Raw genomic sequence first — 21,216 nt, forward strand, 5'->3', positions numbered from 1 at the left:
CCCCGCCGGCGGGCGCGCCCGCCTTCAGCGGCGCGGACCTGGAGACGGTGCTGGCGCATTACAACCAGGTGGTCGACCTGCCCGAGGACGACCTGCGCGCGATCATCGACGAGGCCGGCCTGCTGGCCGCGCGGCGCCGGCTGAACACCTTGCGCTGCGCGGACGTGATGTCGCGCGAGCCGCGGGTGGTCGAGTGGGGCACGCCTTTGCAGGAGGCCTGGTCGCTGCTGCGCGAGCACCACATCAAGGCCTTGCCGGTGGTGGATCGCGCGCGGCGCGTGATCGGCATCGTGACCCTGGCGGACTTCCTGCGCGGCGCGGTGCTGGACGATCACGCCGACTGGGCGGCGCGGCTGCGGCAGCTGATCCGCCCGACGCCGTCGACGCACAGCGACAAGCCGGAGGTGGTGGGCCAGATCATGAGCCGCCAGGTGCGCGTGGCCAGCGCGGACCGGCCGCTGGCGGACCTGGTGCCGATGTTCGCGGCGACCGGGCACCACCACATCCCCATCGTCGGCGACGAAGCCCGTCTGGTGGGCATCCTGACGCAGTCGGACCTGGTGGCGGCGCTGGCGCGGGTGGACGGGCTCTAAGGTCGCGCTCAGGTCGCGGCGCTAGACTCCGCCGGCTCCGGCCCTCGTGGCCGGCCGTTCCGACCTCCACTCCCCGCGACGCCGATGGACATCGATCCCGAAGAACTCATCGAGAGCGCCCGCCAGGCGCATGACCTGCCGGACGCGCCGGCGCCGCAGCGCCAGTCGCGCCTGAACGTGGCGGTGGCCGTGACGGTCGCGCTGCTGGCGACCTTCATGGGCATCTGCAAGGTCAAGGACGACAACATCAACCAGAACATGCAGCAGGCCCAGGCCGACAAGATCGACCACTGGGCCTTCTACCAGGCGCGCAACGCCCGCGAGGAGACGGCCAAGGCCACGCTGACGCAGCTCAGGCTGCAGGCCATCGGCGCGCCCGCCTCGGCCGCCGAGGGCTACCAGCAGGCCATCGCCCATTACGAGTCGCTGGCCGCCGACCAGGCCGCGAAGAAGGACGAGCTCCGCAAGCAGGCCGAGGCCGATCAGCAGCGCTACGACGCGCTCAACTACCGTGACGACCAGTTCGACCTGTCGGATGCGCTGCTTGCGATCTCCATCGCGATGCTGGCCATCACCGCGCTGACGCAGATGTGGTGGCTCTACGTCGTGACCCTGGTGCCCACCTTCTTCGGTGTGCTGATGGGCCTGGCCGGGCTCGCCAGCTGGCCGCTGCATCCGGACATGATCGTGCAGCTGCTGTCCTGACGGGCTTCGGCATCGCGGTCGACATCGAGGTCGGACGCGGCCTCCCGAAACGACGACGGGCGCCCAGTGGGCGCCCGTTCGCATTCATGCCGATGAGCGAGCGCGCTCAGCGCATCGCCAGGTCCAGCGCGGTGCCCGCGAAGATCGCGAAGCCGACCCAGTGGTTCTCGCGGAAGGCCTTGAAGCAGCCCTCGCGGCCTCGGTCCTTGATCAGCGTGTAGTGCCAGACCACCTGCGCGGCCGCGACCGCCAGGCCGGCCAGGAACCAGTGGCCCATGCCCAGGCGCAGGCCCAGCACGGTCCACATCGCCAGGAACACGACGTAGAAGGCCATCACGCCGATCACGTCGAAGCGGCCCAGGGTCAGCGCGGAGGTCTTGATGCCGATGCGGATGTCGTCGTCGCGGTCGACCATGGCGTACTCGGTGTCGTAGGCCAGGACCCAGAACAGATTGGCCACCAGCAGGCCCCAGGCGGCCAGCGGCACCGAGGCGCCGATCGCCTGCAAGCTCCACTCGCGCCCGCCCAGCGCGGCGGAGAAGGCCATCGGGATGCCGAAGGAGAAGGCCACGCCCAGCACCGCCTGCGGCATCGAGATCCAGCGCTTGGTGAAGGGGTAGAGGATGGTCACGCCCAGTGCCGCGAAGGACAGCAGGATGGTGGGCGGGTTGGTGGTCAGCACCAGGCCGAAGGCGATCAGCGAGAGCGCCGCGCCCAGGCGCAGCGCGTCCTTGACGGTGATGGCGCCGGAGGTCACGGGCCGGTTGGCGGTGCGCTTGACGTGCTTGTCGAACTCGCGGTCGGCGACGTCGTTGACCGCGCAGCCGGCGCTGCGCATCAGGAAGGTCCCGAGCGTGAAGACCGCCAGCAGATGCCAGCCCGGCCAGCCGTCCGCGGCCATCCACAGCGCGGCCAGCGTGGGCCACAGCAGCAGATAGGTGCCGGCCGGCCGGTCCCAGCGGATCAGGTTCAGGTAGAGCGAGAGCCTCGATGGCTCGGCGGGGGAAGGGGCGGCGGGGGTCATGGCGGGGATTGTCGCGCCGGGCAGCCTCGACAGCGAGTCGCCATCCCGGTGCTCGCACAGCCGGCGCCGGAGGATTCAGCCTCTCAGCTCGGCTTGCGCAGCCGCTCCCACAGCGCCCCCGCCTCCCCCACCAGCCCGCGCCGGAATGCCAGCACGCACAGGATGAAGATCAGCCCGGTGACCAGGCTGACCGATTCGCCCAGGCCGGTGAACCACTGCACGCCGGTCACGCCGGCCAGCCACTGGCCGAGGTCGCCGATCTTGTTCTCCAGGGCGATGATCACCAGCGCCCCGACGATCGGGCCGACCATGGTCCCCATGCCGCCCACCAGCGTCATCAGGATCACCAGGCCCGAGGTCGTCCACACCGCGTCGGTCAGCGTCGCGAAGCCCAGCACCAGGGTCTTGGTCGCGCCCGCCATCCCGGCCAGCCCCGCCGACAGCACGAAGGCCAGCAGCTTGAAGCGGGCCGCGTCGTAGCCCAGCGAGGTGGCGCGGGCCTCGTTCTCGCGGATCGAGGTCAGCACCTGACCGAAGGGCGAATGCACCGTCCGGTAGATCAGCCAGAAGCCCAGCACGAAGATCGCCAGCACCACGTAGAACAGCGCGACGTCGTTCTCCAGGTCGATGCCCAGCAGGTGACCGCGCGGCACCGACTGCAGGCCGTCCTCGCCGCCGGTAAAGGGCGCCTGCAGGAAGTAGAAGAACAGCATCTGCGCCAGCGCCAGCGTGATCATCGCGAAGTAGATGCCCGAGCGCCGGATCGCCAGCAGCCCGAACACCAGCCCCGCCAGCGCCGCCATCAGCGTGCCGAAGGCGATGCCCAGCAGCGGCGGGAAGCCCCAGACCTTCAGCGCGTGGCCGGCCGCGTAGGCCGCCGTGCCCAGGAAGGCCGCGTGACCGAAGCTCAGCAGCCCGGTGAAGCCGATCAGCAGGTTGAAGGCGCAGGCGAACAGCGCGTAGCACATGACCTTCATCGCGAAGATCGGATACACGCCCAGCCACGGCAGCAGCGCCACGGCGATGAAGAGGGCGGCGTAGCCCAGCGGTTTCTTGTTCATTTCTCTTTGCCGAACAGGCCGGCCGGACGCACCAGCAGCACCAGGGCCATGATGACGAAGACGACGGTGTTGGAGCCTTCCGGATAGAAGACCTTGGTCAGGCCCTCGATCACGCCCAGGCCCAGCCCGGTCAGGATCGAGCCCAGGATCGAGCCCATGCCCCCGATCACCACCACCGCGAAGACGACGATGATCAGGTTGGACCCCATCAGCGAATTCACCTGCAGGATCGGCGCCGCCAGGACGCCCGCGAAGCCCGCCAGCGCCACGCCGCCCGCGTAGGTCAGGGTCACCAGCCGCGGCACGTTCACGCCGAAGGCCTGCACCAGCTTCGGGTTCTCGGTGCCCGCGCGCAGCGTCGCGCCCAGCGAGGTCTTCTCGATCAGCACCCACACCGCCAGGCACACCACCAGCGAGGCCACGACCACCCAGGCCCGGTAGTTCGGGAGGATCATGAAGCCCAGGTTGGTCGCGCCCGACAGCGCCTCCGGGACTTGATACGGCTGGCCGCCGACGCCGAAGAAGGACCGGAAGACGCCTTCGACCACCAGCGTCAGCCCGAAGGTCAGCAGCAGGCCGTACAGGTGGTCCAGCTTGTAGAGCCACTGCAGCAGCAGCCGCTCGATGACCAGCCCGAACGCGCCCACGATCAGCGGCGCGATCAGCAGCATCGCCCAGTAGTTGATGCCCAGGTACTCCAGGCCCATCCACGCGAGGAAGGCGCCCATCATGTACAGCGCCCCGTGGGCGAAGTTGATGATGTTCAGCATGCCGAAGATCACCGCCAGCCCCAGCGACAGCATCGCGTAGAACGAGCCGTTCACCAGGCCCAGCAACAGCTGGCCCAGCAAGGCGGGCAAGGGAACTCCAAAGACCTCAGACATAGCAAGCGCTCTTCCTGCGTTTCAGTCCCGCGCGATCCGCCGCCTCAGACGGGCGGCCCCGGTCGCGCGATCGCCCCCGCCGGCGTCATGCCGGCCGCGGGGCGATGCCATCACTTGTGGATCACTTCTTGACCAGCGGGCACTTGGAATCGGCCAGCTTGGTGAAGGCGTCCTCGCCCGGGATGCGGGTCACGACCTTGAAGTAGTCCCAGGGCTCGGTTGACTCCTTGGCCGACTTCACCTGCAGCAGGAACATGTCGTGCACCGCGCGGCCGTCCTCCTTGCGGATCGTGGCCTTGGTGTAGAAGTCGTTGACCGGGGTGGCCTTCATCTGCGCCATCACCTTCTCGCCGTCGTCGCTCTTGAGCGCCTCGACCGCCTTCAGGTAATGCGTCACCGCCGAGTAGTCCGCCGCCTGCAGCGACGAGGGCATGCGCTTCATCTTCTCGAAGAAGCGGCGGCTCCAGGTGCGCGCCTCGGGGCTCTGGTTCCAGTACCAGCTGTCGGTCAGGTACATGCCCTCGGTGGTCTTCAGACCCAGCGAGTGCACGTCGTTGATGAACATCAGCAGACCGGCCAGCTTCATGGTCTTGGTGATGCCGAACTCGTTGGCCGCCTTGACCGCGTTGATGGTGTCGCCGCCCGCGTTGGCCAGGCCCAGGATCTGCGCCTTGGAGCTCTGCGCCTGCAGCAGGAAGGAGGAGAAGTCGCTCGCGTTCAGCGGATGCTTGACCGCGCCCAGCACCTGGCCGCCGCTCTTGGTCACCACGGCCGAGGTGTCGGCCTGCAGCGAGGTGCCGAAGGCGTAGTCCGCGGTCAGGAAGTACCAGGTCTTGCCGCCGGCCTTGGTCACCGCCGCGCCCGTGCCGTTGGCCAGGGCCACCGTGTCGTAGGCGTAGTGGATGGTGAAGGGCGAGCACTCCTCGTTGGTCAGGCGCGAGGTGCCGGCGCCGATCGAGATGAAGGGCTTCTTCTTCTCGGCCGCGACCTTGGCCATGGCCAGGCTGGTGCCGGAGTTGGTGCCGCCGATCAGCAGGTCCAGGCCTTGCGTGTCGAACCACTCGCGCGCCTTGGAGGCGGCCACGTCGGCCTTGTTCTGGTGGTCGGCGAAGACCAGCTCGATCTTCTTGCCGGCCACCTGGCCCTTCATGTCGGCGATGGCCATCCGGATGGCCTCCACGCCGCCGGCGCCGTCGATGTCCGCGTAGACGCTGGACATGTCGGTGATGATCCCGACCTTCACCACGTCGCCGGAAATCTGGGCCTGCGCGGCATGGGTGCCACAGGCCAGCACCGAGGCCAGGGCAACGGTCTTGAGGGTCGTCTTCATCGCTTGTCTCCTTGTTGATCGGCCTCGACGGGCCTGGCGGGGTTCAGACTCGAAAACTCAAGCTCGGAAAGATTCGATGCGTCGTGGGCGGCGTCTCTCTCGGTCCTCAGACGCTCAGCAGCTCGTCGAGCAGCTTGCGCTTGCTCTCGAGCTGCGCGGCGGGGAAGGACTCGACGACCTGACCGTGCTCCATCACGACGAAGTGGTCCGCCAGCGGCGCGGCGAACCGGAAGTTCTGTTCCACCATCACGATGGTGAAGCCCTGCGCCTTGAGCGCCGTGATCATGCGGGCCAGCGCCTGCACGATGACGGGGGCCAGGCCCTCGGAGATCTCGTCCAGCAGCAGGATGTCCGCGCCGGTGCGCAGGATGCGGGCCACCGCCAGCATCTGCTGTTCCCCGCCCGACAGCCGCGTGCCCGGGCTGTGCCGGCGCTCGGACAGGTTGGGGAACATGGCGTAGATCTCCTGCTCCGACATCACCTTGCCGCGGCCGCCCTTGAGCGGGGGCGGCAGGCGCAGGTTCTCCTCGGTGCTGAGCGAGGCGAAGATGCCGCGCTCCTCCGGGCAGTAGCCCAGCCCGAGTCGCGCGATGCGGTGCGTGGGCAGCTTGACCGATTCCTGGCCGTGGACCTTGATCGAGCCGCTGCGGCGGTCGGTCAGACCCATGATGGCGCGCAGCGTGGTCGTGCGGCCGGCGCCGTTGCGGCCCAGCAGCGTCAAGACCTGACCCTGCGGGACGGCCAAGTCGATGCCATGCAGGATGTGGCTCTCGCCATACCAGGCTTGCAGGCCCTTGATCTCCAGCGCATAGCTCATCTCAATGCGCTCCCTGCAGCTCGGCGGCCTCGGAGCCCATGTAGGCCTCGAGCACCTTGGGATGCTTGGACACGGCGGCGTAGTCGCCCTCGGCCAGCACGGCGCCGCGCGCCAGCACGGTGATGCGGTCGGCGATGCTGCTGATGACCTTCATGTTGTGCTCGACCATCAGCACCGTGCGGCCCTGCGCGACGCGCTTGATCAGCGCGGTGACGCGGTCCACGTCCTCATGGCCCATGCCCTGCGTGGGCTCGTCCAGCAGCATCAGCTCGGGCTCCATGGCCATGGTGGTGGCGATCTCCAGCGCGCGCTTGCGGCCGTACGGGAGGTCCGCCGCGCGGGCCGAGGCCATGTCGCGCAGGTCGACCAGCTCCAGCAACTCCAGCGCCCGGTTGTCCAGCTTGTGCAGCGCGGACAGGCCGGTCCAGAAGTGATAGCTGGTGCCGGTGAAGCGCTGCAGGCCGATGCGCACGTTCTCCAGCACCGTCAGATGCGGGAACACCGCGGAGATCTGGAACGAGCGGATCACGCCGCGTCGCGCGATCTGGGCGGGCTTCTCGCCGGTGATGTCGACGCCGTTGAAGAGGATCTGACCGCGGGTGGGGGTCAGGAACTTCGTGAGCAGGTTGAAGCAGGTGGTCTTGCCGGCGCCATTGGGGCCGATCAGCGCGTGGATGTGGCCGCGCTGCACTTGCAGGTCCACGGAGTCCACGGCGGTGAAGCCCTTGAACTCCTTGGTCAGTTTGCGTGTCTCCAGGATGAGGTTGCTCATCGGCGCAATGCGGGCGCCGTTGTCGGAGCCTCGTTGAGTGGAGCCAGGAATTTAGGGCTCCGGCAGGGGCCTTCGACAGCGTAAAACCCTTTACGCAGCATTGCGCAAGGGCTAACCCTCGGATCGGAATCTCCTGTGGGAGAAGGGTGCTTCTCCCATGTGCGCAGCACACGAGGAGGTCACCTGGATATGCTGCGCGCCGACCCTGACATCGCGTCGCGGATCCGCCTTGGCGGACCGCCGCGCGCGGTCGATGCCACGACGACAACCCTGGAGGTTCCCCCATGACCCGTTCCGCTTTCCGTACCCCCCGATTCGCCGCGCTGGGACTGGCGCTCGCGCTGGCCGCCGCGGGCGTGCAGGCGGCCGCGCCGCAGGTGAAGACGCAGGCGCCCGGCTACTACCGGATGATGCTGGGCGACTTCGAGATCACCGCGCTGAACGACGGCACGATCGACCTGCCTGTCGATCAATTGATGGACAAGGCCAAGCCCGGCACCGTGGTGAAGGCGCTCCAGAAGAGCTATCTCAAGCCGCCGGTCGAGACCTCGATCAATGCCTACCTGATCAACACCGGCACCAAGCTGGTGCTGATCGACACCGGCGCCAACGGCGCCTTCGGTCCGACGACCGGCAAGCTGCTGGCCAACCTGAAGGCCGCGGGCTACCAGCCGGAGCAGGTCGATGAGGTCTACATCACCCACCTGCACCCGGACCACGCGATGGGTCTGGTGCAGGACGGCAAGGCGGTGTTCCCGAACGCCGTGGTCCGGATGGACCAGCATGACGCCGACTTCTGGCTGAACGCGGACAACGCGGCCAAGGATCCGGCGCACAAGGACTTCTTCGGCGCGGCCGCGACGGCGCTCAAGCCGTACCAGGACGCGGGCAAGCTCAAGCCCTTCAACGGCGAGACCGAGCTGGTCCCCGGCATTCGCACGCACGCCGCCTTCGGCCACACGCCGGGCCACACGGTCTACCTGGTGGAGAGCCAGGGCCAGAAGCTGGCGGTGTGGGGCGACCTGATGCACGTCGCGGCGGTGCAGTTCCCGGACCCGACGGTGACGATCAGCTTCGACACGGACTCGAAGCAGGCCATGCCGCAGCGCCAGAAGGCCTACGCGGACGCCGCGAAGAACGGCTACTGGGTCGCCATCGCCCATGTGTCCTTCCCGGGCCTGGGCCACGTCGCCGCCGACGGCAAGGGCTATCGCTGGGTGCCGGCGAACTACAGCATCAAGCCGTGACGGACGCGGCGGGGCCGCGGGAGGCGGCCTCGCCCCGCCGGCTTCTCGGGCCGGTCCGTCATCGGCCCGCGCCGACGTGCCGGGCCAGGCCCGCGACCAGCGCCTCGAACACCACCCGGCAACGCGGACTGTCCCGCAGGTCCTCGTGCATGGTGAGCCAGGTCTCCAGCGGGATGCCGAGCTCGCGCTTGAGCACGCGCTTCAACGCGGGATCCCGTTTCGCCACCGCGACCTGACAGAGCCCCAGGCCCGCGCCGGCGCGGATCAGCGCCAGGTGGGCGAGGTCGCTGTCGGCGCGCACCGCGAAGCGCTCGCGGGCCATCACCGGGTAGCGCCGCGCGAGCTCGCGCACATAGGGCGCCGGCTGGTCGTAGCCGATCAGCGCGTGACCCTCGTCGATCAGCGCCCGCATCGAGCGCGGCGTGCCATGCGCCTTCAGATAGCGCTCATGCGCGTGCAGGCCGACCTCGATCACGCCGACGCGGCGTGCGATCAGCTGCTCCTGCTTCGGAGGCGTCATGCGGACCGCGATGTCGGCCTCGCGCCGCAGCAGGTCCTGCACCTTGTTGCTCAGCACCAGCTCGATCACCAGTTCCGGATGCTGCTCGCGCAGGTCCGCGATCAGCGGCGGCAGGACCTCGACGCCCACGACCTCGCTCGCGGTGACCCGCACCACGCCGCGCACGCCGTCGCCATGGCTGCGGGCGGTGCGCTCCAGCGCGGCGGCCGTGCTGTCCATGGCCTCGGCGTAGGGGCGCAGGGACAGGGCCGCCTCCGTCGGCAGCAGCCCTGCGGGCGTGCGCACGAACAGCGATTGCCCGACCTGCGCCTCCAGCGCCGCCACGTGGCGCCCCACCGTCGGCTGCGTCAGGTCCAGCGCCCGCGCCGCGCCGGAGAGCGAGCCCTCCCGCAGCACGCCCAGGAAGGAGCGGTACCACTCCCATGCGATCGTCGTTGCCATGCGGAAATGTATAGCCGCTGGTCGATGCTCGGCAATTTTCAAACAGGACGTCGATGCCCAGAATCCGCTCCATGCCTTCCCGACACGGCCGCCTCAAGCGATGAGGCGCCGCGTTCCCAGGCCTTTCTCTCCAACCCCCTTCCCAGGAGCTGAACATGGATGCGATGACCTCGATGGATGCGATCGGCACGCTGGCCGCGATGACGGCGGTGGCCAAGCGGACCGCGCTGGTGCTGGGCGCGAGTGGCGGGATCGGCGGCGCGGTGGCGCGTGCGCTGCGCGATGCCGGGTGGACGGTGCGGGCGCTCAAGCGCGGCCTGGCCGGTGAGTCCGAACAGCGCGACGGCCTGCTCTGGCTGCGCGGCGACGCGCTCGAGGCCATGGACGTGCAGCGCGCGGCGCAGGGCTGCGAGGTGATCGTCCACGCGGTCAACCCGCCGGGCTACCGCCGCTGGAACGAGCTGGTGCTGCCGATGCTCGACAACACCCTCGCCGCCGCCAGGGCGCGCGGCGCCACCGTGGTGCTGCCGGGCACGGTCTACAACTACGGGCCGGACGCCTTCCCGCATCCCGGCGAGGACGCGCCTCAGCGGCCCCTGACCCGCAAGGGCGCGATCCGCGTCGAGATGGAACGTCGCCTGCAGCAGGGCGCCGAGCGCGGCGAGTTCCGCGCCATCGTCCTGCGGGCGGGCGACTTCTTCGGGCCCGGTGCCGCCAACAGCTGGTTCTCGCAGGGCCTGGTCACGCCGGGCCGCGCGGTGACGCGCATCCAGCAACCCGGCCGCGACGGCGCAGGCCACCAGTGGGCCTATCTGCCGGACGTCGCGGCGGCGATGAGCGCGCTGATCGAGCGCCGCGAGCAGCTGCCCGCCTTCGCCCGCTTCCATTTCGCGGGGCATTGGGACGCAGACGGGCGTCAGATGGCCGAGGCGATCCAGCGCGTCGTGCGCCGCCGCACCGGCGTCACGCCCAAGGTCTCGCGCTTCCCGTGGTGGGCGGTGGCCTTGGCCCGGCCGGTGGTGCCGCTGTTCCGGGAGCTCGCCGAGATGCGCTACCTCTGGCGCGAGCCGCTGCGCATGGACGGGGCCCGGCTCGCCCGCGAGCTCGGCCGGGAGGGGGGTGAGCCGCATACGCCGTTGGAGATCGCCGTCGAGCGCACGCTCGAATCCTTGGGATGCCTGCCCACGGACAAGAGCGAGCGACGCCGGACGACGTCGCCGTCGTTCAGTTGATCGAGGCGATCCCCCGGACGGAGAGGACGAAGGCGATCCGGCCGACCTGACGTCGCCATCCGGCCCTCGCGGGGTCGGCGCAACCGGACAGGTCGGCGCAGGCGCGTCAGCTGAAGTAGCGCTGCCGCAGGCGGTCGTAGCGCCCGTCGCGTTTGATGCGGTCCAGCGCGTCCTGCAAGCGCCGAGCGATGACCGGATCGGCATCCGCCGGCAGGCCATACCAGTAGGACTTGTCGACGTCCATGGCCAGCACCGGCGTCAGCGTCGCATAGGGCAGCTTGAGCTCGCGCAGGTGCCAGGCCGCGGCCCAGTCCAGCAGCACGATCAGGTCCATGCGGCCGGCCAGCAGCTTGCGCAGGTTGGTCGCGTCGTCCAGGCCGAGTTCCAGCTCCACCTCCGGCCGCAGGCCGTCCGCGATCAGCTGCTTGGCCGAGGCCGAATCCCGCGCCACGCCCAGGCGCAGGCCGTTCAGCTGCTTGAGGCTGGCCGGATGCGCATCGGTGCGGTGGCTCAGGCGGTAGACCAGGATGCGGCGCGGGCTGATGGGACCGACCCAGCGGTACTGGGTCTCTCGCTCCGGCGTGCGGGTCAGCGAGAACAGCACGCTGTCCGGCCGCCGCGCCGCCTCCTGCACCGAGCGCTGCCAGGGCAGCACTTCGATGCGCAGCCGCAGGCCCGCCTCGGCGGCCATGGCCTTGAGCAGCTCGGTGCTGAAGCCTTGCGCCTGGCCCTTGTCGGCGTAGTTCAGCGGCGGCAGGTTCTCGGTGTACGCGACCAGTTCGCGCGCGTCCTCGTCCACCACCGATCGCGGGCCGGGCGGTGCCGCCAGCGACGGCGCCGCGGCCGCGAGCATGCCCGCCGCCAGCAGGAGGCAGCACAGACGGCGCTCCGGCGGGGGCTCGATCAGGTGGGGCATCGGGGCAGTGTAGGGAGTCGGGATGACAGGCCGACAACGGTGTCGGCCCGGGGCCGCTCCCGGGGCGCCAACAAATTCACAGCGCCCAGGCGGGCGAGGGGGGATACGCGCGCGGCGGCCCGGCCAGACCTGACCCCGCGGAGGGGACACCCCGGCGCGATGCCAGGACGACCGGGGCGACCCGGGCGATCAGGCGTCCATCTGCTTCTGGAAGACCAGGCCCGCGTGCTCGCGCAGCGCGTGGAACTTGATCTTGGGCCAGTTCTCCTGCATCGCGCGCAGCTCGCCGGCGTACTCGAGCAGCACCGTCGGCGCGTTCACCGCGTCCCAGGCCACACGGTGGGCGTTGTGGTCGATGAAGCGGCGCAGCTCCTTCTCGCCGCCGTCGGCCTCGTCGCAGGTCACCCAACGCGCGACGTTGTAGCGCGCGGCCATCACGCGGGCCTTCACGCCGTACTCGTGCTCCAGCCGGTGCGCGACGACTTCGAACTGCAGCTGACCGACCGCGCCCAGCAGCAGCACGCTGCCGGCCTCGGGACGGAAGACCTGGATCGCGCCTTCCTCGCCCAACTGGCGCAGGCCCTCGCGCAGCTGCTTGGTCTTGAGCGGGTCCGCCACTTCGACGGAGCGGAACATCTCAGGGGCGAAGAACGGGAGGCCCGTGTACTGCAGCGCCTCGCCCTCGGTGATGGTGTCGCCCAGCTGCAGCACGCCGTGGTTGGGGATGCCGATGATGTCGCCGGCGAAGGCCTCGTCCAGCAGCTCGCGGCGCTGCGACAGGAAGCTCACCACCGTGTTGGGCCGCAGCTCCTTGCCCGAGCGCACGACCTTGAGCCGCATGCCGCGCTCGAAATGGCCCGAGGCCACGCGCAGGAAGGCGATCCGGTCGCGGTGCGCCGGGTCCATGTTGGCCTGGATCTTGAAGACCACGCCGGTGAACTTCGGTTCCTCCGGCTGCACGACGCGCTGCATCGCGGCGCGCTCGGCCGGCGCGGGCGCCAGCTCCACCAGCGCGTCCAGCACTTCCTGCACGCCGAAGTTGTTCACCGCGGAGCCGAAGAACATCGGCGTCTGCTTGCCCGTCAGGAAGGCCTCCTCGTCGAAGGCCGGGGCGGCTTCCTTGACCAGCTCGATCTCGCCTTGCGCGTTCTCGTACTGCATGCCGAAGCGCTCGACGTAGGCCGGGTTGTCCAGACCTTCGAGCACTTCCTCGGTGCCGGCCGCGCGGTCCTCGCCGGGCGAGAACACGCGCATGCGCTGCTGGCGCAGGTCCATCACGCCGTGGAAGTGCTTGCCCATGCCCACCGGCCAGGTGAACGGGACCACCGTCATGCCCAGCTCGCGCTCGATCTCGTCCATCAGCGCCAGCGGCTCCTGCACTTCGCGGTCCAGCTTGTTGACGAAGGTCAGGATGGGCGTGTTGCGCGCGCGGCAGACCTGCAGCAGGCGGCGGGTCTGCGGCTCCACGCCGTTGGCGGCGTCGATGACCATCAGCGCCGCGTCCACCGCGGTCAGCACGCGGTAGGTGTCCTCGGAGAAGTCCTGGTGGCCCGGGGTGTCCAGCAGGTTGATGACGCAGTCGCGGTACTCCATCTGCATCACGGACGAGGCCACCGAGATGCCGCGCTGCTTCTCGATCTCCATCCAGTCGGAGGTCGCATGGCGCGAGGCCTTGCGCGCCTTCACCGAGCCGGCGATCTGGATCGCGCCCGAGAACAGCAGCAGCTTTTCCGTCAGCGTGGTCTTGCCCGCGTCAGGGTGGGAAATGATGGCGAAGGTGCGGCGACGGCGCACTTCGGACTGGATGCGGCTGGGCTGATCGGTGTCGGTGGACATGGCGCGAGAGGGGCTGCGCGCGCCGCGTCGAGGTCGACCGTGCGCGCTGGGATCGGTGAAGGGATCGGGCCGCGGGCGCTGGGCCCGGCGGCGAACCCGCGATTATCGGCGAAGGGCCGCCCCGGGCGGCGCCCGATGCCGGCGCCGCCTCATCCGGCCTCGGGATCCATGAAGGGCCGCACGCGGGCGAGCAGCCGTTCCACGTACTCCGCCTTCTCGCCCACCGGCGCGGCGTAGGTCAGCGCGTCGCGCGCGGCGGCCTCCCCGGCCTTGCGCCACATCAGCCAGGCCGACAGGTACTGCGAGGCCAGGCAGCCGCCCGCGCTGGCCACCGGGCCCCGGGCGTGGAAGGGCTCGTCCAGCACCCGCACGCCGGCCTCGACCAGCCAGGGGCGGGTGGTGGTGTCGGTGCAGGCGGGGGCGTTGCCGATCAGGCCCAGGCGCGCCGCGATCAGCGCGCCGGAGCACTGGGCCGCGATCAGCTGGCGGGTCGGATCGATCTGCAGGCGGTCCAGCAGGGCGGAGTTCTCCGCGATCGCCCGGCTGTAGATGCCGGAGCCGAACCAGACCGCGTCGGCCTCGTTGGCCCATTCCAATGGGCGCTGCAGCTGCACCGAGACCCCATTCATCGAGGTCACCGCGGCGCCGGGGCCGCAGAGCTCGGCGGACCAGCCCAGCGGCTTGAGCCGGTTCAGCAGACCGAGCGGGACGAAGCTGTCCAGCTCGTTGAAGCCGTCGAAGGAGAGGATGGCGATGCGCATGGCGGGACCCGCGAGGCGATGCGGCCGACTGTAGCGCCGCCCTCCGGATCGCCCAAGCGGGTGGGGTTATTGCGCGCCGCCCTCGCTGTCGCTTTCGGCGCGGGGCAGCGGGCCGTCGAGCGGGCTGCCCTCGGCGGGCACGCCCAACTGCGTCCCGATGCGCACCATCAGGTGCTGGCGCACGCGCTGGATCACCTGGGTCGCGTCGGCGGGGCCGAGTTCCTCCGCCAGGCGGGTCTGGACCTCGTAATGCAGGTAGAGCATGCCCCGCAGTTTCTCGAAGCCGGTTTCGTGACCATCAGGGCAGATGCGCAGGTCGTTGTCGAGCACGTGCTCGATCACGCCGGGTTCCAGCAGGCGGATGCGGCACATGATCGCCAGCTGCGCGATCTCCAGGTCCACGTCCTCGACGGTCTTCTCCCACTCCTCGGCGCTGTAACGCTGCTTGGGGGTCCTCATGGCGGTGTCCTTTCACAGGCGGGATGGCGGTCCATCCCGATGGATGCGGGGGAAAACGTTATCGGCCCGGCCGCGCAAGGGCGCGCGGCATCACGGGCGTCCATCGTCACGGGAATCGGGGAAAAAGGCGAGCGGTGAACAAGGGATCGCCCCGCGCGCGGAAGCAAGGAAACAAGGAATCGGCTCGGCGTGGCCATGATCCGCGCGCTCGGCGTGTCGATCGGTGGATCGTGACGGCTCATTCGCCGGCCAGCAACCGGAAGGTGTGGCGCGCCATCATGAGCTCCTCGTCGGTGGGAATGACCCAGGCTTCGCACCGGCTGTCGACGGCGCTGATGCGGCGCTCCGGCGCGCCCTCGCGGTTGGCGCCGTCGTGTCCGGTCAGCCCCAGCCACAGGCAGCGCGACATCACGCGGCGGCGGATCTCCGCGGCGTGCTCGCCGATGCCCGCGGTGAAGACGACGCCGTCCAGACCGCCCATCTCGGCGGCCAGCGCGCCGATCTCGCGCGCCACGCGGTGCACGAAGACGTCCACCGCGAAGCGCGCCCGCGGCGCGTCGCTGGCCAGCAGCTGGCGCATGTCGCTGGAGACGCCCGACAGGCCCAGCAGGCCCGACTCCTTGTAGAGCAGCGCCTCCAGCTCGCGCGCGTCCATGCGGCGCTCGTCCATCAGGTAGATCAGCACGCCCGGATCGATGGCGCCGCTGCGGGTGCCCATGGGCAGGCCGTCCAGCGCGGTGAAGCCCATGCTGCTCGCGACACTGCGGCCGCGCTGCATCGCGCAGGCGCTGGCGCCGTTGCCCAGGTGCAGCACCACCGCGCGGCCGTCGGCCAGGCGCGGCGACAGCGCCGGCAGGCGCGAGGCGATGTACTCGTAGCTCAGCCCATGGAAGCCGTAGCGCCGCACGCCGGCCTCGAACAGCGCATAGGGCAGGGCGAAGGCGTCGGCCACGTCGGACTGGCCGCGATGGAAGGCGGTGTCGAAGCAGGCGACCTGCGGCAGCCCGGGCAGCGCCGAGAACGCGCGCCGGACCGGGGCCAGGTTGTGCGGCTGATGCAGCGGGGCCAGCGGGATCAGCGCCTCCAGCTGGCGCAGCACCTCGGGCGTGACGACGATGGGCGCGTCGAAGCCGGTGCCGCCATGCACGACGCGGTGGCCGATGCCCAGCATCTCGAGCCGCGGGAACTCGTGGCGGACGAACTCGACCAGGTGGTCCAGCGCGCCCTCGTGCGACAGCCCCTCGCCGACCGGCCAGTCGCGCGATCCGGCCGGCGAGCCGTCGGCATGGCGCGCCTCGAAGTGCGGCGTGGTGCCCAGGCCCTCGACCTGGGCGCGCAGCTCCAGGCGCAGCGGGCCGCGGCTGCGGTCCTCGTGCAGCGAGAACATCGACAGCTTGATGCTGGACGAGCCCGCGTTGACGACGGCGATGAACTCACCTTCCAAGCGTGGATCCATCGTTCACCCCATGATGTGATAACCGCCGTCGACGAACAGCGTGGTGCCGGTGATGAGCCGCGCGTGATCCGCGGCCAGCATGGCGGTGGCGAAGCCGACGTCGTCGATCGTGGCCAGCGCATGCGCCGGCGCGCGCGCCGCGGCGTCGGCGAGCAGGTGGTCGAACTCCGCCAGCCCCGAGGCCGCCCGCGTCGCGATCGGTCCGGGCGAGATCGCATGCACCCGGATGCCCGCGGGCCCGAGCTCATGCGCCAGATAGCGCACCGAGGCCTCCAGCGCCGCCTTCACCGGACCCATCAGGTTGTAGTGGTCGACCACGCGCGAGGCGCCCTGGAAGCTCATCGTGAACAGCGTGCCGCCGCCGCGCATCAGCGGTTCGGCCAGCCGCGCCATGCGGATGAAGCTGTGGCACGAGATGTCCATGGCCTGCGCGAAGCCGGCCGCGCTGCTGTCGACCAGGCGGCCGTGCAGGTCGTCCTTGGGCGCGAAGGCGATCGAGTGCAACGCGGCGTGCAGCACGCCCCAGCGTTCGGCGATGGCGGCGAAGACGGACTCGAGCGCCTCGGGCTGGCGCAGGTCCAGGGGCAGCAGCAGGTCGGCGTCCAGTGCCTCCGCCAGCGGCGCCACGTGCGGCAGGGCCTTGTCGTTGAGGTAGGTCAGCGCCAGGTTCGCGCCCATCGCGCGGAAGGCCCGCGCGCAGCCGTAGGCGATGGACTGGTCATTGGCGATGCCCGTCACCAGCACCTTGCGGCCGGCGAGCAGCGGGGGCGGCGGCGCGGGGTGCGCCTGCGAGGCGCCGCTCATGCGGCGACCTTGCGGGACCGCGTGGCGGCCTTGCGCGCGGGTGTCCGGGTGGCGCCGGTGGTCGAGGCCGCCGACGCGCGCCGTGCGCGCGGCGCCGCTTCCTGACCGTTCGCGCGCTCCTTGGCGGCGGCCTTGGACGCGGGCTTCGATGCCGGTGTCGACGCGGCGCGCGAGCGCGGCCCGGGCACTCGCGCCGGTTGCGGCATCGGCGAGGCCGCGATCGTGACGGTGGCCGCGGGCGGCGTCGACAGCGACTGCGCCAGTGCCGCGACCCGGGCGGGATCGACCTCGAGCACGCGATGCACGTAGCGCGCGGCCGGCGAGCTCGGGTCGCTGAGCTCGGCCTCGCTCATCAGCACGGCGCTGGCCAGCGCGACCGCCTGCTCGCGATCGGCCAGCTCGGGCAGCAGGCGGGGCAGGGCGTCGATGGCCTCCTCCGGCGCGAAGGCGACGACCAGCGCCTGCCGATGCAGCAGCGAGGCCCAGTCCTCCGACGGGGCCGCGGCGGCCGCGCCTGCCATGCGGGTGGCCATGCGGCGATGCGAGTCGGCCAGCAGCTGGCCCAGGATCAGGCCGCGCCGCTGCAGCACGCCGCGATGCGCCAGGCCGGTCAGCAGGATGCGGCAGACCGCCTCGGCGAAGCCGCCCTGATCGACCTGCGCCAGCGCCACGCGCCGGCCCTCGGCCTCGTCGGCGAGGCTGTGGGCGGTGCTCGACGCGACGTCGTCGGCCCGCGGCGGCAGCAGCGCGCCCAGGCCGTTGGGTCCATAGACGGCCTCGACCCAGCGCACCAGCGCGCTGTCGCGCTGGTGGCCGACACGGTCCAGGCTCTCGCTGATCCAGCGCGAGCCCAGCTGTTCCCAGCGCAGCCAGGGGTTGTCGGCGTCCACGGGCGCGCGACGTTCCCGCGCGCCGTCGGCCGCCTGGCGGATCCAGGGCGCGAGCGGATGCAGGTCGGAGATCGCCAGATGCTGCTGCCGCAGCGGATGCAGCCAGCGCAGCAGCTCGCCCAGCGGCTTGTTGCCGACCGCGCGCACCGCGGGTTGCAGCCATTGGCGATAGGCGCGGATGTTGGACTCCGACACCTGCGCGATCGTGCTGAACAGCGCCTCGTCGCGGCGTCCGTCGGGATTGAGCGCGCGCAGGTCGTCGACCTTGCGGGTCTCGAAGCTCACGCTGTAGTCGCCCGACTCGAGCGCGGCCAGCGGGGCCTCGGGATCGCGCGCGTCGATCTTCATCTCGTACAGCCCGGGCGGCAGCGCGGCGATCTGCTCCAGCGTGTCGACGATCTGCTCATGCTCGCGCCGCGCGATCGCGCCGCCGACGAAGATGCCCAGGTGGCCGATGCGCGGATGCAGCATGTAGACGATGGTGCGGCCCGCCTTCACCAGCGCCTTCTCGCTGCCCCACACGTCGATGATCCAGTCCAGCGCCTGCTGCGGCGGGGTGATGTTGTCGCCCCAGGACGCGAAGATCACCATCGGCGCCGCGATGTTGCGCAGGTCCAGCTGGTAGCCCTCCATCTCTACCTCGCCGCGCGCCAGGCGGTTGCCGATGAAGAGGTTCTCGACGATGGACTCGATCTCCTCGCCGGTCATGCGGAAGTAGCCGCCCCACCAGCGCTCGAAGTCCAGGAAGCGCTCGCGCTCCGCGTCGACGTTGGCGTAGAGGTGGTAGTACTTGTCCCACCAGGTGTTGGCGAGGTTGAGGTTCTCGAAGTTGGAGACCAGATAGGCGCCGTCGAATCGGTCGCCGCACAGGTCGGCCGACAGCGCCGACAACCAGGCGCCGCCCAGCGCGCCACCCGCGTAGCGCATCGGGTTCTGCTGCGCGGAGCCGGCCCAGTAGGACAGCGGGGCCCCGTTGAGCACGATGGGGCCCATCAGGTCGCTGCGCACGGCGGCCAGCGCCGCGACGGCCCAGCCGGCCTGGCAGTTGCCGATCACCGCCGGCAGGCCGGGCGCCTTGGGATGGCGGCGGCCGACTTCCTCGATGAACAGGGCCTCCGCGCGCGCCACGTCCAGCAGGGTCTGGCCCTCGACGGGCTCGGGCTCGAAGGTGATGAAGTAGACCGGGTGGCCGGCGCGCAGCGCGACGCCGATCTCGGAGTCCGGCTTGAAGCCGCCGATGCCGGGGCCGTGACCCGCGCGCGGATCGATGACGACGATGGGCCGGCGCTTGGGGTCGACGACCGAGCCATCCGGCGGCAGGATGCGCAGCAGCGAGTAGTTGCAGGGCTGCGGGAGGTCGTGGCCGTCCATCAGCAGTTCGTGCTCGAACTTGAGCAGGGCCGGCTTTCCCGCGTGCAGGTGGTCGAGGAAGACGTTGCCGCGCTCGCGCATCACGTCCAGCGTCAGCACGGTGCGCTGCCAGGCATCGGCGGCATAGGCGCGCCAGGCCTCGGCGGCGCGGCCGGCCAGGTCGGGCGGTGCGAGGGACGTGCCCTCGGTGTCGGAGCCGGCTTGTCGGAGCCACTGGAACATGTCGCTTCTCCCTGCGTCGTCGACCCGCCGGAGCCCTTCGTCGGAACCCGGACGGCTTGTCATGTTGCACCGCAGCATGCATCATCGTCCGCGATCCGTTGTTAAAGCCCGAGGATCACGCAGGGTTAACGGAATTTCACGTCTCAGGGAGCACCAGTGATCACTTCTCCGCCAGTTCCGCCCACGGGCGTCCGGACCTCGCCGACGCTGTCGTCCGGCGCCCATCCGCCCAGTGCCCATCCCCATTACGACCGGTTGATCGACGCCGTGCGCCACCTGCGCCCGTTGCGCATGGCGGTCGTCCATCCCTGCAACGACGTGGCCCTGCTGGCCGCCGCCGAGGCCGCGTCGCTGGGGCTGATCGAACCGGTGCTGATCGGTCCGGCGGGCAAGGTGTCCGAAGCCGCGGCGCAGGCCGGCGTCGATCTGTCGCGGCTCACGCTGGTCGATGTCCCGCACAGCCACGCGGCGGCGGAGGCGGCCGTGGCCATGGCGCTGAAGGGCGAGGTGGACGCGCTCATGAAGGGCAGCCTGCACACCGACGAGCTGATGGGCGCGGTGGTGCGCCGCGAGGGCGGGCTGCGGACGGCGCGCCGCATCAGCCACTGCTTCGTGATGGACGTGCCCGGACATCCGCAGCCGCTGATCATCTCGGACGCCGCGATCAACATCGTCCCCACGCTGGAGGACAAGGTCGACATCGTCCAGAACGCCATCGACCTGGCCCATGCCTTGCGGCTCCCGGAGGTGCGGGTGGCGCTGCTGTCGTCGATGGAGACGGTGAATCCGAAGGTGCCGTCGACGATGGACGCGGCGGCGCTGTGCAAGATGGCCGACCGCGGCCAGATCACCGGCGCGATCCTGGACGGCCCGTTGGCGATGGACAACGCCATCGATCCGGAGGCCGCGCGCATCAAGGGCATCGTGTCGCCGGTGGCGGGCAAGGCCAACGTGCTGATCGTGCCGGACCTGGACGCCGGCAACATGCTGGCCAAGAGCCTGAGCTTCCTGGCCCAGGCCTATGCGGCGGGCGTGGTCCTGGGGGCGAGGGTGCCCATCGTGCTGACCAGCCGGGCCGACTCGCGCGCCGCGCGGCTGGCATCCTGCGCACTGGCGTTGATGCTGGCCGAGGCCCGCCGGGCCGGGCGCATCAAGGCCGTGGGCTGAGAGCACCGAGAGAAGCCGCCGACGAGAAAACGGGCAGGGGACCGTGAGGTCCCCGTCGTTCGTCGGCATCGCGCGTTCAGGCGGGTGCCCTCACGCGCGGCGCGATCACTCTTCCAGCAGCGAGCGCAGCATCCACGCGGTCTGCTCGTGCACCGTCAGGCGCTGGGTGAGCAGGTCGGCGGTGGGTTCGTCGCTGGCCTTGTCGACCAGGTCGAACAGCGCGCGGGCGGTGCGGGCCACGCCTTCATGGCCGTCCACCAGGATGCGGACCATGTCCAGCGCCTTGGGCGGCGTGGCGGGGGCGTCCGGCAGCGAGCTCAGCTGCGCGAACTGCGCGTAGGAACCCGGCGCCTTGTGGCCCAGCGAGCGGATGCGCTCGGCGACCGGGTCGACCGCGTTCCACAGCTCGGTGTACTGGGCCATGAACATCGCGTGCAGCGAGTTGAACATCGGCCCCGTCACGTTCCAGTGGAAGTTGTGCGTGGTCAGGTACAGCGTGTAGGTGTCCGCCAGCAGCTTGGACAGGCCTTGCGCGATCGCGGCGCGGTCCTTGTCGCTGATGCCGATCTGGATGGACGGCGCGCCCTTGGCGGATGCCTTGGCGGGAGAGGGGCTCTTCTTGGCCATCGAGGGACTCCTTAGGGGAATGAATGAAACAAGAAAGACGCCGCGCAGCCTAACCCATCTGTGTGACCCGGGGCGAGGCGG

The 21,216-nt window shown here is 70.3% G+C and carries 20 protein-coding genes; 5 read left to right on the forward strand and 15 right to left on the reverse strand.

The window, feature by feature from the left end:
• Both MCHT01_RS14665 and MCHT01_RS14670 read left to right on the forward strand, forming a co-directional pair.
• On the forward strand, positions 1-593 hold a 593-nt coding region (locus MCHT01_RS14665), incomplete at its 5' end, for a CBS domain-containing protein (RefSeq protein WP_148661538.1).
• A gap of 84 nt (positions 594-677) precedes the next feature.
• Positions 678-1,298, forward strand: a complete 621-nt coding sequence (locus tag MCHT01_RS14670) for a DUF4337 domain-containing protein (protein ID WP_067066094.1) — start codon at positions 678-680, stop codon at positions 1,296-1,298.
• A 106-nt stretch (positions 1,299-1,404) separates the two neighbouring features.
• On the opposite strand, the gene ubiA is transcribed toward MCHT01_RS14670, so the two are convergent.
• The 6 genes from ubiA to MCHT01_RS14700 all read right to left on the reverse strand — a co-directional run bounded on the left by ubiA (position 1,405) and on the right by MCHT01_RS14700 (position 7,186).
• Positions 1,405-2,322 carry a 4-hydroxybenzoate octaprenyltransferase gene (ubiA, locus tag MCHT01_RS14675; RefSeq protein ID WP_067066095.1) on the reverse strand — a complete coding sequence of 306 codons (918 nt, stop codon included), beginning with the start codon at positions 2,320-2,322 and terminating at the stop codon, positions 1,405-1,407.
• Positions 2,323-2,405: 83 nt separating this feature from the next.
• Positions 2,406-3,383: a branched-chain amino acid ABC transporter permease gene (locus MCHT01_RS14680; protein ID WP_067066096.1), complete on the reverse strand. Its 978-nt coding sequence runs from the start codon at positions 3,381-3,383 to the stop codon at positions 2,406-2,408.
• Positions 3,380-4,267 carry a branched-chain amino acid ABC transporter permease gene (locus MCHT01_RS14685; protein ID WP_067066097.1) on the reverse strand — a complete coding sequence of 296 codons (888 nt, stop codon included), beginning with the start codon at positions 4,265-4,267 and terminating at the stop codon, positions 3,380-3,382. The genes MCHT01_RS14680 and MCHT01_RS14685 overlap by 4 nt, the downstream gene beginning before the upstream one ends.
• 121 nt (positions 4,268-4,388) lie before the next feature.
• Positions 4,389-5,597: an ABC transporter substrate-binding protein gene (locus MCHT01_RS14690; RefSeq protein ID WP_067066098.1), complete on the reverse strand. Its 1,209-nt coding sequence runs from the start codon at positions 5,595-5,597 to the stop codon at positions 4,389-4,391.
• 106 nt (positions 5,598-5,703) lie between these two features.
• Positions 5,704-6,414, reverse strand: coding sequence for an ABC transporter ATP-binding protein (locus MCHT01_RS14695; RefSeq protein WP_067066099.1), 711 nt, complete (start codon positions 6,412-6,414; stop codon positions 5,704-5,706).
• A gap of 1 nt (position 6,415) precedes the next feature.
• Positions 6,416-7,186, reverse strand: coding sequence for an ABC transporter ATP-binding protein (locus MCHT01_RS14700; protein WP_067066100.1), 771 nt, complete (start codon positions 7,184-7,186; stop codon positions 6,416-6,418).
• 284 nt (positions 7,187-7,470) lie between these two features.
• On the opposite strand from MCHT01_RS14700, the gene MCHT01_RS14705 reads away from it, so the two are divergent.
• Positions 7,471-8,433, forward strand: a complete 963-nt coding sequence (locus MCHT01_RS14705; protein WP_067066101.1) for an MBL fold metallo-hydrolase — start codon at positions 7,471-7,473, stop codon at positions 8,431-8,433.
• A gap of 58 nt (positions 8,434-8,491) precedes the next feature.
• On the opposite strand, the gene MCHT01_RS14710 is transcribed toward MCHT01_RS14705, so the two are convergent.
• Positions 8,492-9,394 (reverse strand): LysR family transcriptional regulator, encoded by a 903-nt coding sequence (locus MCHT01_RS14710; RefSeq protein ID WP_067066102.1) that lies wholly within the window; start codon positions 9,392-9,394, stop codon positions 8,492-8,494.
• A 164-nt stretch (positions 9,395-9,558) separates the two neighbouring features.
• Here MCHT01_RS14710 and MCHT01_RS14715 point away from each other — a divergent pair, with 164 nt between their 5' ends.
• Positions 9,559-10,626 carry an NAD-dependent epimerase/dehydratase family protein gene (locus MCHT01_RS14715; protein WP_245643327.1) on the forward strand — a complete coding sequence of 356 codons (1,068 nt, stop codon included), beginning with the start codon at positions 9,559-9,561 and terminating at the stop codon, positions 10,624-10,626.
• Positions 10,627-10,732: 106 nt separating this feature from the next.
• Here MCHT01_RS14715 and MCHT01_RS14720 read toward each other — a convergent pair whose 3' ends face one another.
• The 7 genes from MCHT01_RS14720 to MCHT01_RS14750 all read right to left on the reverse strand — a co-directional run bounded on the left by MCHT01_RS14720 (position 10,733) and on the right by MCHT01_RS14750 (position 19,341).
• Complete coding sequence (locus MCHT01_RS14720; protein WP_084452678.1) at positions 10,733-11,542, reverse strand: substrate-binding periplasmic protein; 810 nt, start codon at positions 11,540-11,542, stop codon at positions 10,733-10,735.
• Between the two features lie 189 nt (positions 11,543-11,731).
• The gene (locus MCHT01_RS14725) at positions 11,732-13,378 is read right to left on the reverse strand and encodes a peptide chain release factor 3 (RefSeq protein ID WP_067066103.1); all 1,647 of its coding nucleotides are present in this window, start codon (positions 13,376-13,378) and stop codon (positions 11,732-11,734) included.
• Between the two features lie 149 nt (positions 13,379-13,527).
• Positions 13,528-14,139: a type 1 glutamine amidotransferase family protein gene (locus MCHT01_RS14730; RefSeq protein ID WP_067066104.1), complete on the reverse strand. Its 612-nt coding sequence runs from the start codon at positions 14,137-14,139 to the stop codon at positions 13,528-13,530.
• A gap of 66 nt (positions 14,140-14,205) precedes the next feature.
• Positions 14,206-14,598 (reverse strand): hypothetical protein, encoded by a 393-nt coding sequence (locus tag MCHT01_RS14735; protein WP_067066105.1) that lies wholly within the window; start codon positions 14,596-14,598, stop codon positions 14,206-14,208.
• A 238-nt stretch (positions 14,599-14,836) separates the two neighbouring features.
• Positions 14,837-16,054, reverse strand: a complete 1,218-nt coding sequence (locus tag MCHT01_RS14740; RefSeq protein WP_067066106.1) for an acetate/propionate family kinase — start codon at positions 16,052-16,054, stop codon at positions 14,837-14,839.
• A 3-nt stretch (positions 16,055-16,057) separates the two neighbouring features.
• Positions 16,058-16,858, reverse strand: a complete 801-nt coding sequence (gene fabI / locus MCHT01_RS14745; protein WP_067066107.1) for an enoyl-ACP reductase FabI — start codon at positions 16,856-16,858, stop codon at positions 16,058-16,060.
• The gene (locus tag MCHT01_RS14750) at positions 16,855-19,341 is read right to left on the reverse strand and encodes a DUF3141 domain-containing protein (RefSeq protein ID WP_067066108.1); all 2,487 of its coding nucleotides are present in this window, start codon (positions 19,339-19,341) and stop codon (positions 16,855-16,857) included. The genes fabI and MCHT01_RS14750 overlap by 4 nt, the downstream gene beginning before the upstream one ends.
• Before the next feature lie 207 nt (positions 19,342-19,548).
• Between MCHT01_RS14750 and MCHT01_RS14755 the strand changes: the two genes are divergently transcribed.
• Entirely contained in the window at positions 19,549-20,508 is a 960-nt protein-coding gene (locus MCHT01_RS14755) for a phosphate acetyltransferase (RefSeq protein ID WP_067066238.1), read from the forward strand.
• A 105-nt stretch (positions 20,509-20,613) separates the two neighbouring features.
• Here the strand turns inward: MCHT01_RS14755 and MCHT01_RS14760 are convergent, their stop codons facing one another.
• The gene (locus tag MCHT01_RS14760; protein WP_067066109.1) at positions 20,614-21,135 is read right to left on the reverse strand and encodes a Dps family protein; all 522 of its coding nucleotides are present in this window, start codon (positions 21,133-21,135) and stop codon (positions 20,614-20,616) included.
• Between the last annotated feature and the right edge of the window lie 81 nt (positions 21,136-21,216).

The organism is Mitsuaria chitosanitabida ATCC BAA-476 = NBRC 102408 (assembly GCF_001598255.1).
In the GTDB taxonomy this organism is placed as follows: domain Bacteria; phylum Pseudomonadota; class Gammaproteobacteria; order Burkholderiales; family Burkholderiaceae_C; genus Roseateles; species Roseateles chitosanitabidus.

Bases quoted from the DNA above. Each gene is read 5' to 3' on its own strand.
- MCHT01_RS14670 (WP_067066094.1), top strand. From the start codon at position 678: ATGGACATCGATCCCGAAGAACTCATCGAGAGCGCCCGCCAGGCGCAT.
- ubiA (WP_067066095.1), bottom strand. From the start codon at position 2,322: ATGACCCCCGCCGCCCCTTCCCCCGCCGAGCCATCGAGGCTCTCGCTC.
- MCHT01_RS14680 (WP_067066096.1), bottom strand. From the start codon at position 3,383: ATGAACAAGAAACCGCTGGGCTACGCCGCCCTCTTCATCGCCGTGGCG.
- MCHT01_RS14685 (WP_067066097.1), bottom strand. From the start codon at position 4,267: ATGTCTGAGGTCTTTGGAGTTCCCTTGCCCGCCTTGCTGGGCCAGCTG.
- MCHT01_RS14690 (WP_067066098.1), bottom strand. From the start codon at position 5,597: ATGAAGACGACCCTCAAGACCGTTGCCCTGGCCTCGGTGCTGGCCTGT.
- MCHT01_RS14695 (WP_067066099.1), bottom strand. From the start codon at position 6,414: ATGAGCTATGCGCTGGAGATCAAGGGCCTGCAAGCCTGGTATGGCGAG.
- MCHT01_RS14700 (WP_067066100.1), bottom strand. From the start codon at position 7,186: ATGAGCAACCTCATCCTGGAGACACGCAAACTGACCAAGGAGTTCAAG.
- MCHT01_RS14705 (WP_067066101.1), top strand. From the start codon at position 7,471: ATGACCCGTTCCGCTTTCCGTACCCCCCGATTCGCCGCGCTGGGACTG.
- MCHT01_RS14710 (WP_067066102.1), bottom strand. From the start codon at position 9,394: ATGGCAACGACGATCGCATGGGAGTGGTACCGCTCCTTCCTGGGCGTG.
- MCHT01_RS14715 (WP_245643327.1), top strand. From the start codon at position 9,559: ATGACCTCGATGGATGCGATCGGCACGCTGGCCGCGATGACGGCGGTG.
- MCHT01_RS14720 (WP_084452678.1), bottom strand. From the start codon at position 11,542: ATGCCCCACCTGATCGAGCCCCCGCCGGAGCGCCGTCTGTGCTGCCTC.
- MCHT01_RS14725 (WP_067066103.1), bottom strand. From the start codon at position 13,378: ATGTCCACCGACACCGATCAGCCCAGCCGCATCCAGTCCGAAGTGCGC.
- MCHT01_RS14730 (WP_067066104.1), bottom strand. From the start codon at position 14,139: ATGCGCATCGCCATCCTCTCCTTCGACGGCTTCAACGAGCTGGACAGC.
- MCHT01_RS14735 (WP_067066105.1), bottom strand. From the start codon at position 14,598: ATGAGGACCCCCAAGCAGCGTTACAGCGCCGAGGAGTGGGAGAAGACC.
- MCHT01_RS14740 (WP_067066106.1), bottom strand. From the start codon at position 16,054: ATGGATCCACGCTTGGAAGGTGAGTTCATCGCCGTCGTCAACGCGGGC.
- fabI (WP_067066107.1), bottom strand. From the start codon at position 16,858: ATGAGCGGCGCCTCGCAGGCGCACCCCGCGCCGCCGCCCCCGCTGCTC.
- MCHT01_RS14750 (WP_067066108.1), bottom strand. From the start codon at position 19,341: ATGTTCCAGTGGCTCCGACAAGCCGGCTCCGACACCGAGGGCACGTCC.
- MCHT01_RS14760 (WP_067066109.1), bottom strand. From the start codon at position 21,135: ATGGCCAAGAAGAGCCCCTCTCCCGCCAAGGCATCCGCCAAGGGCGCG.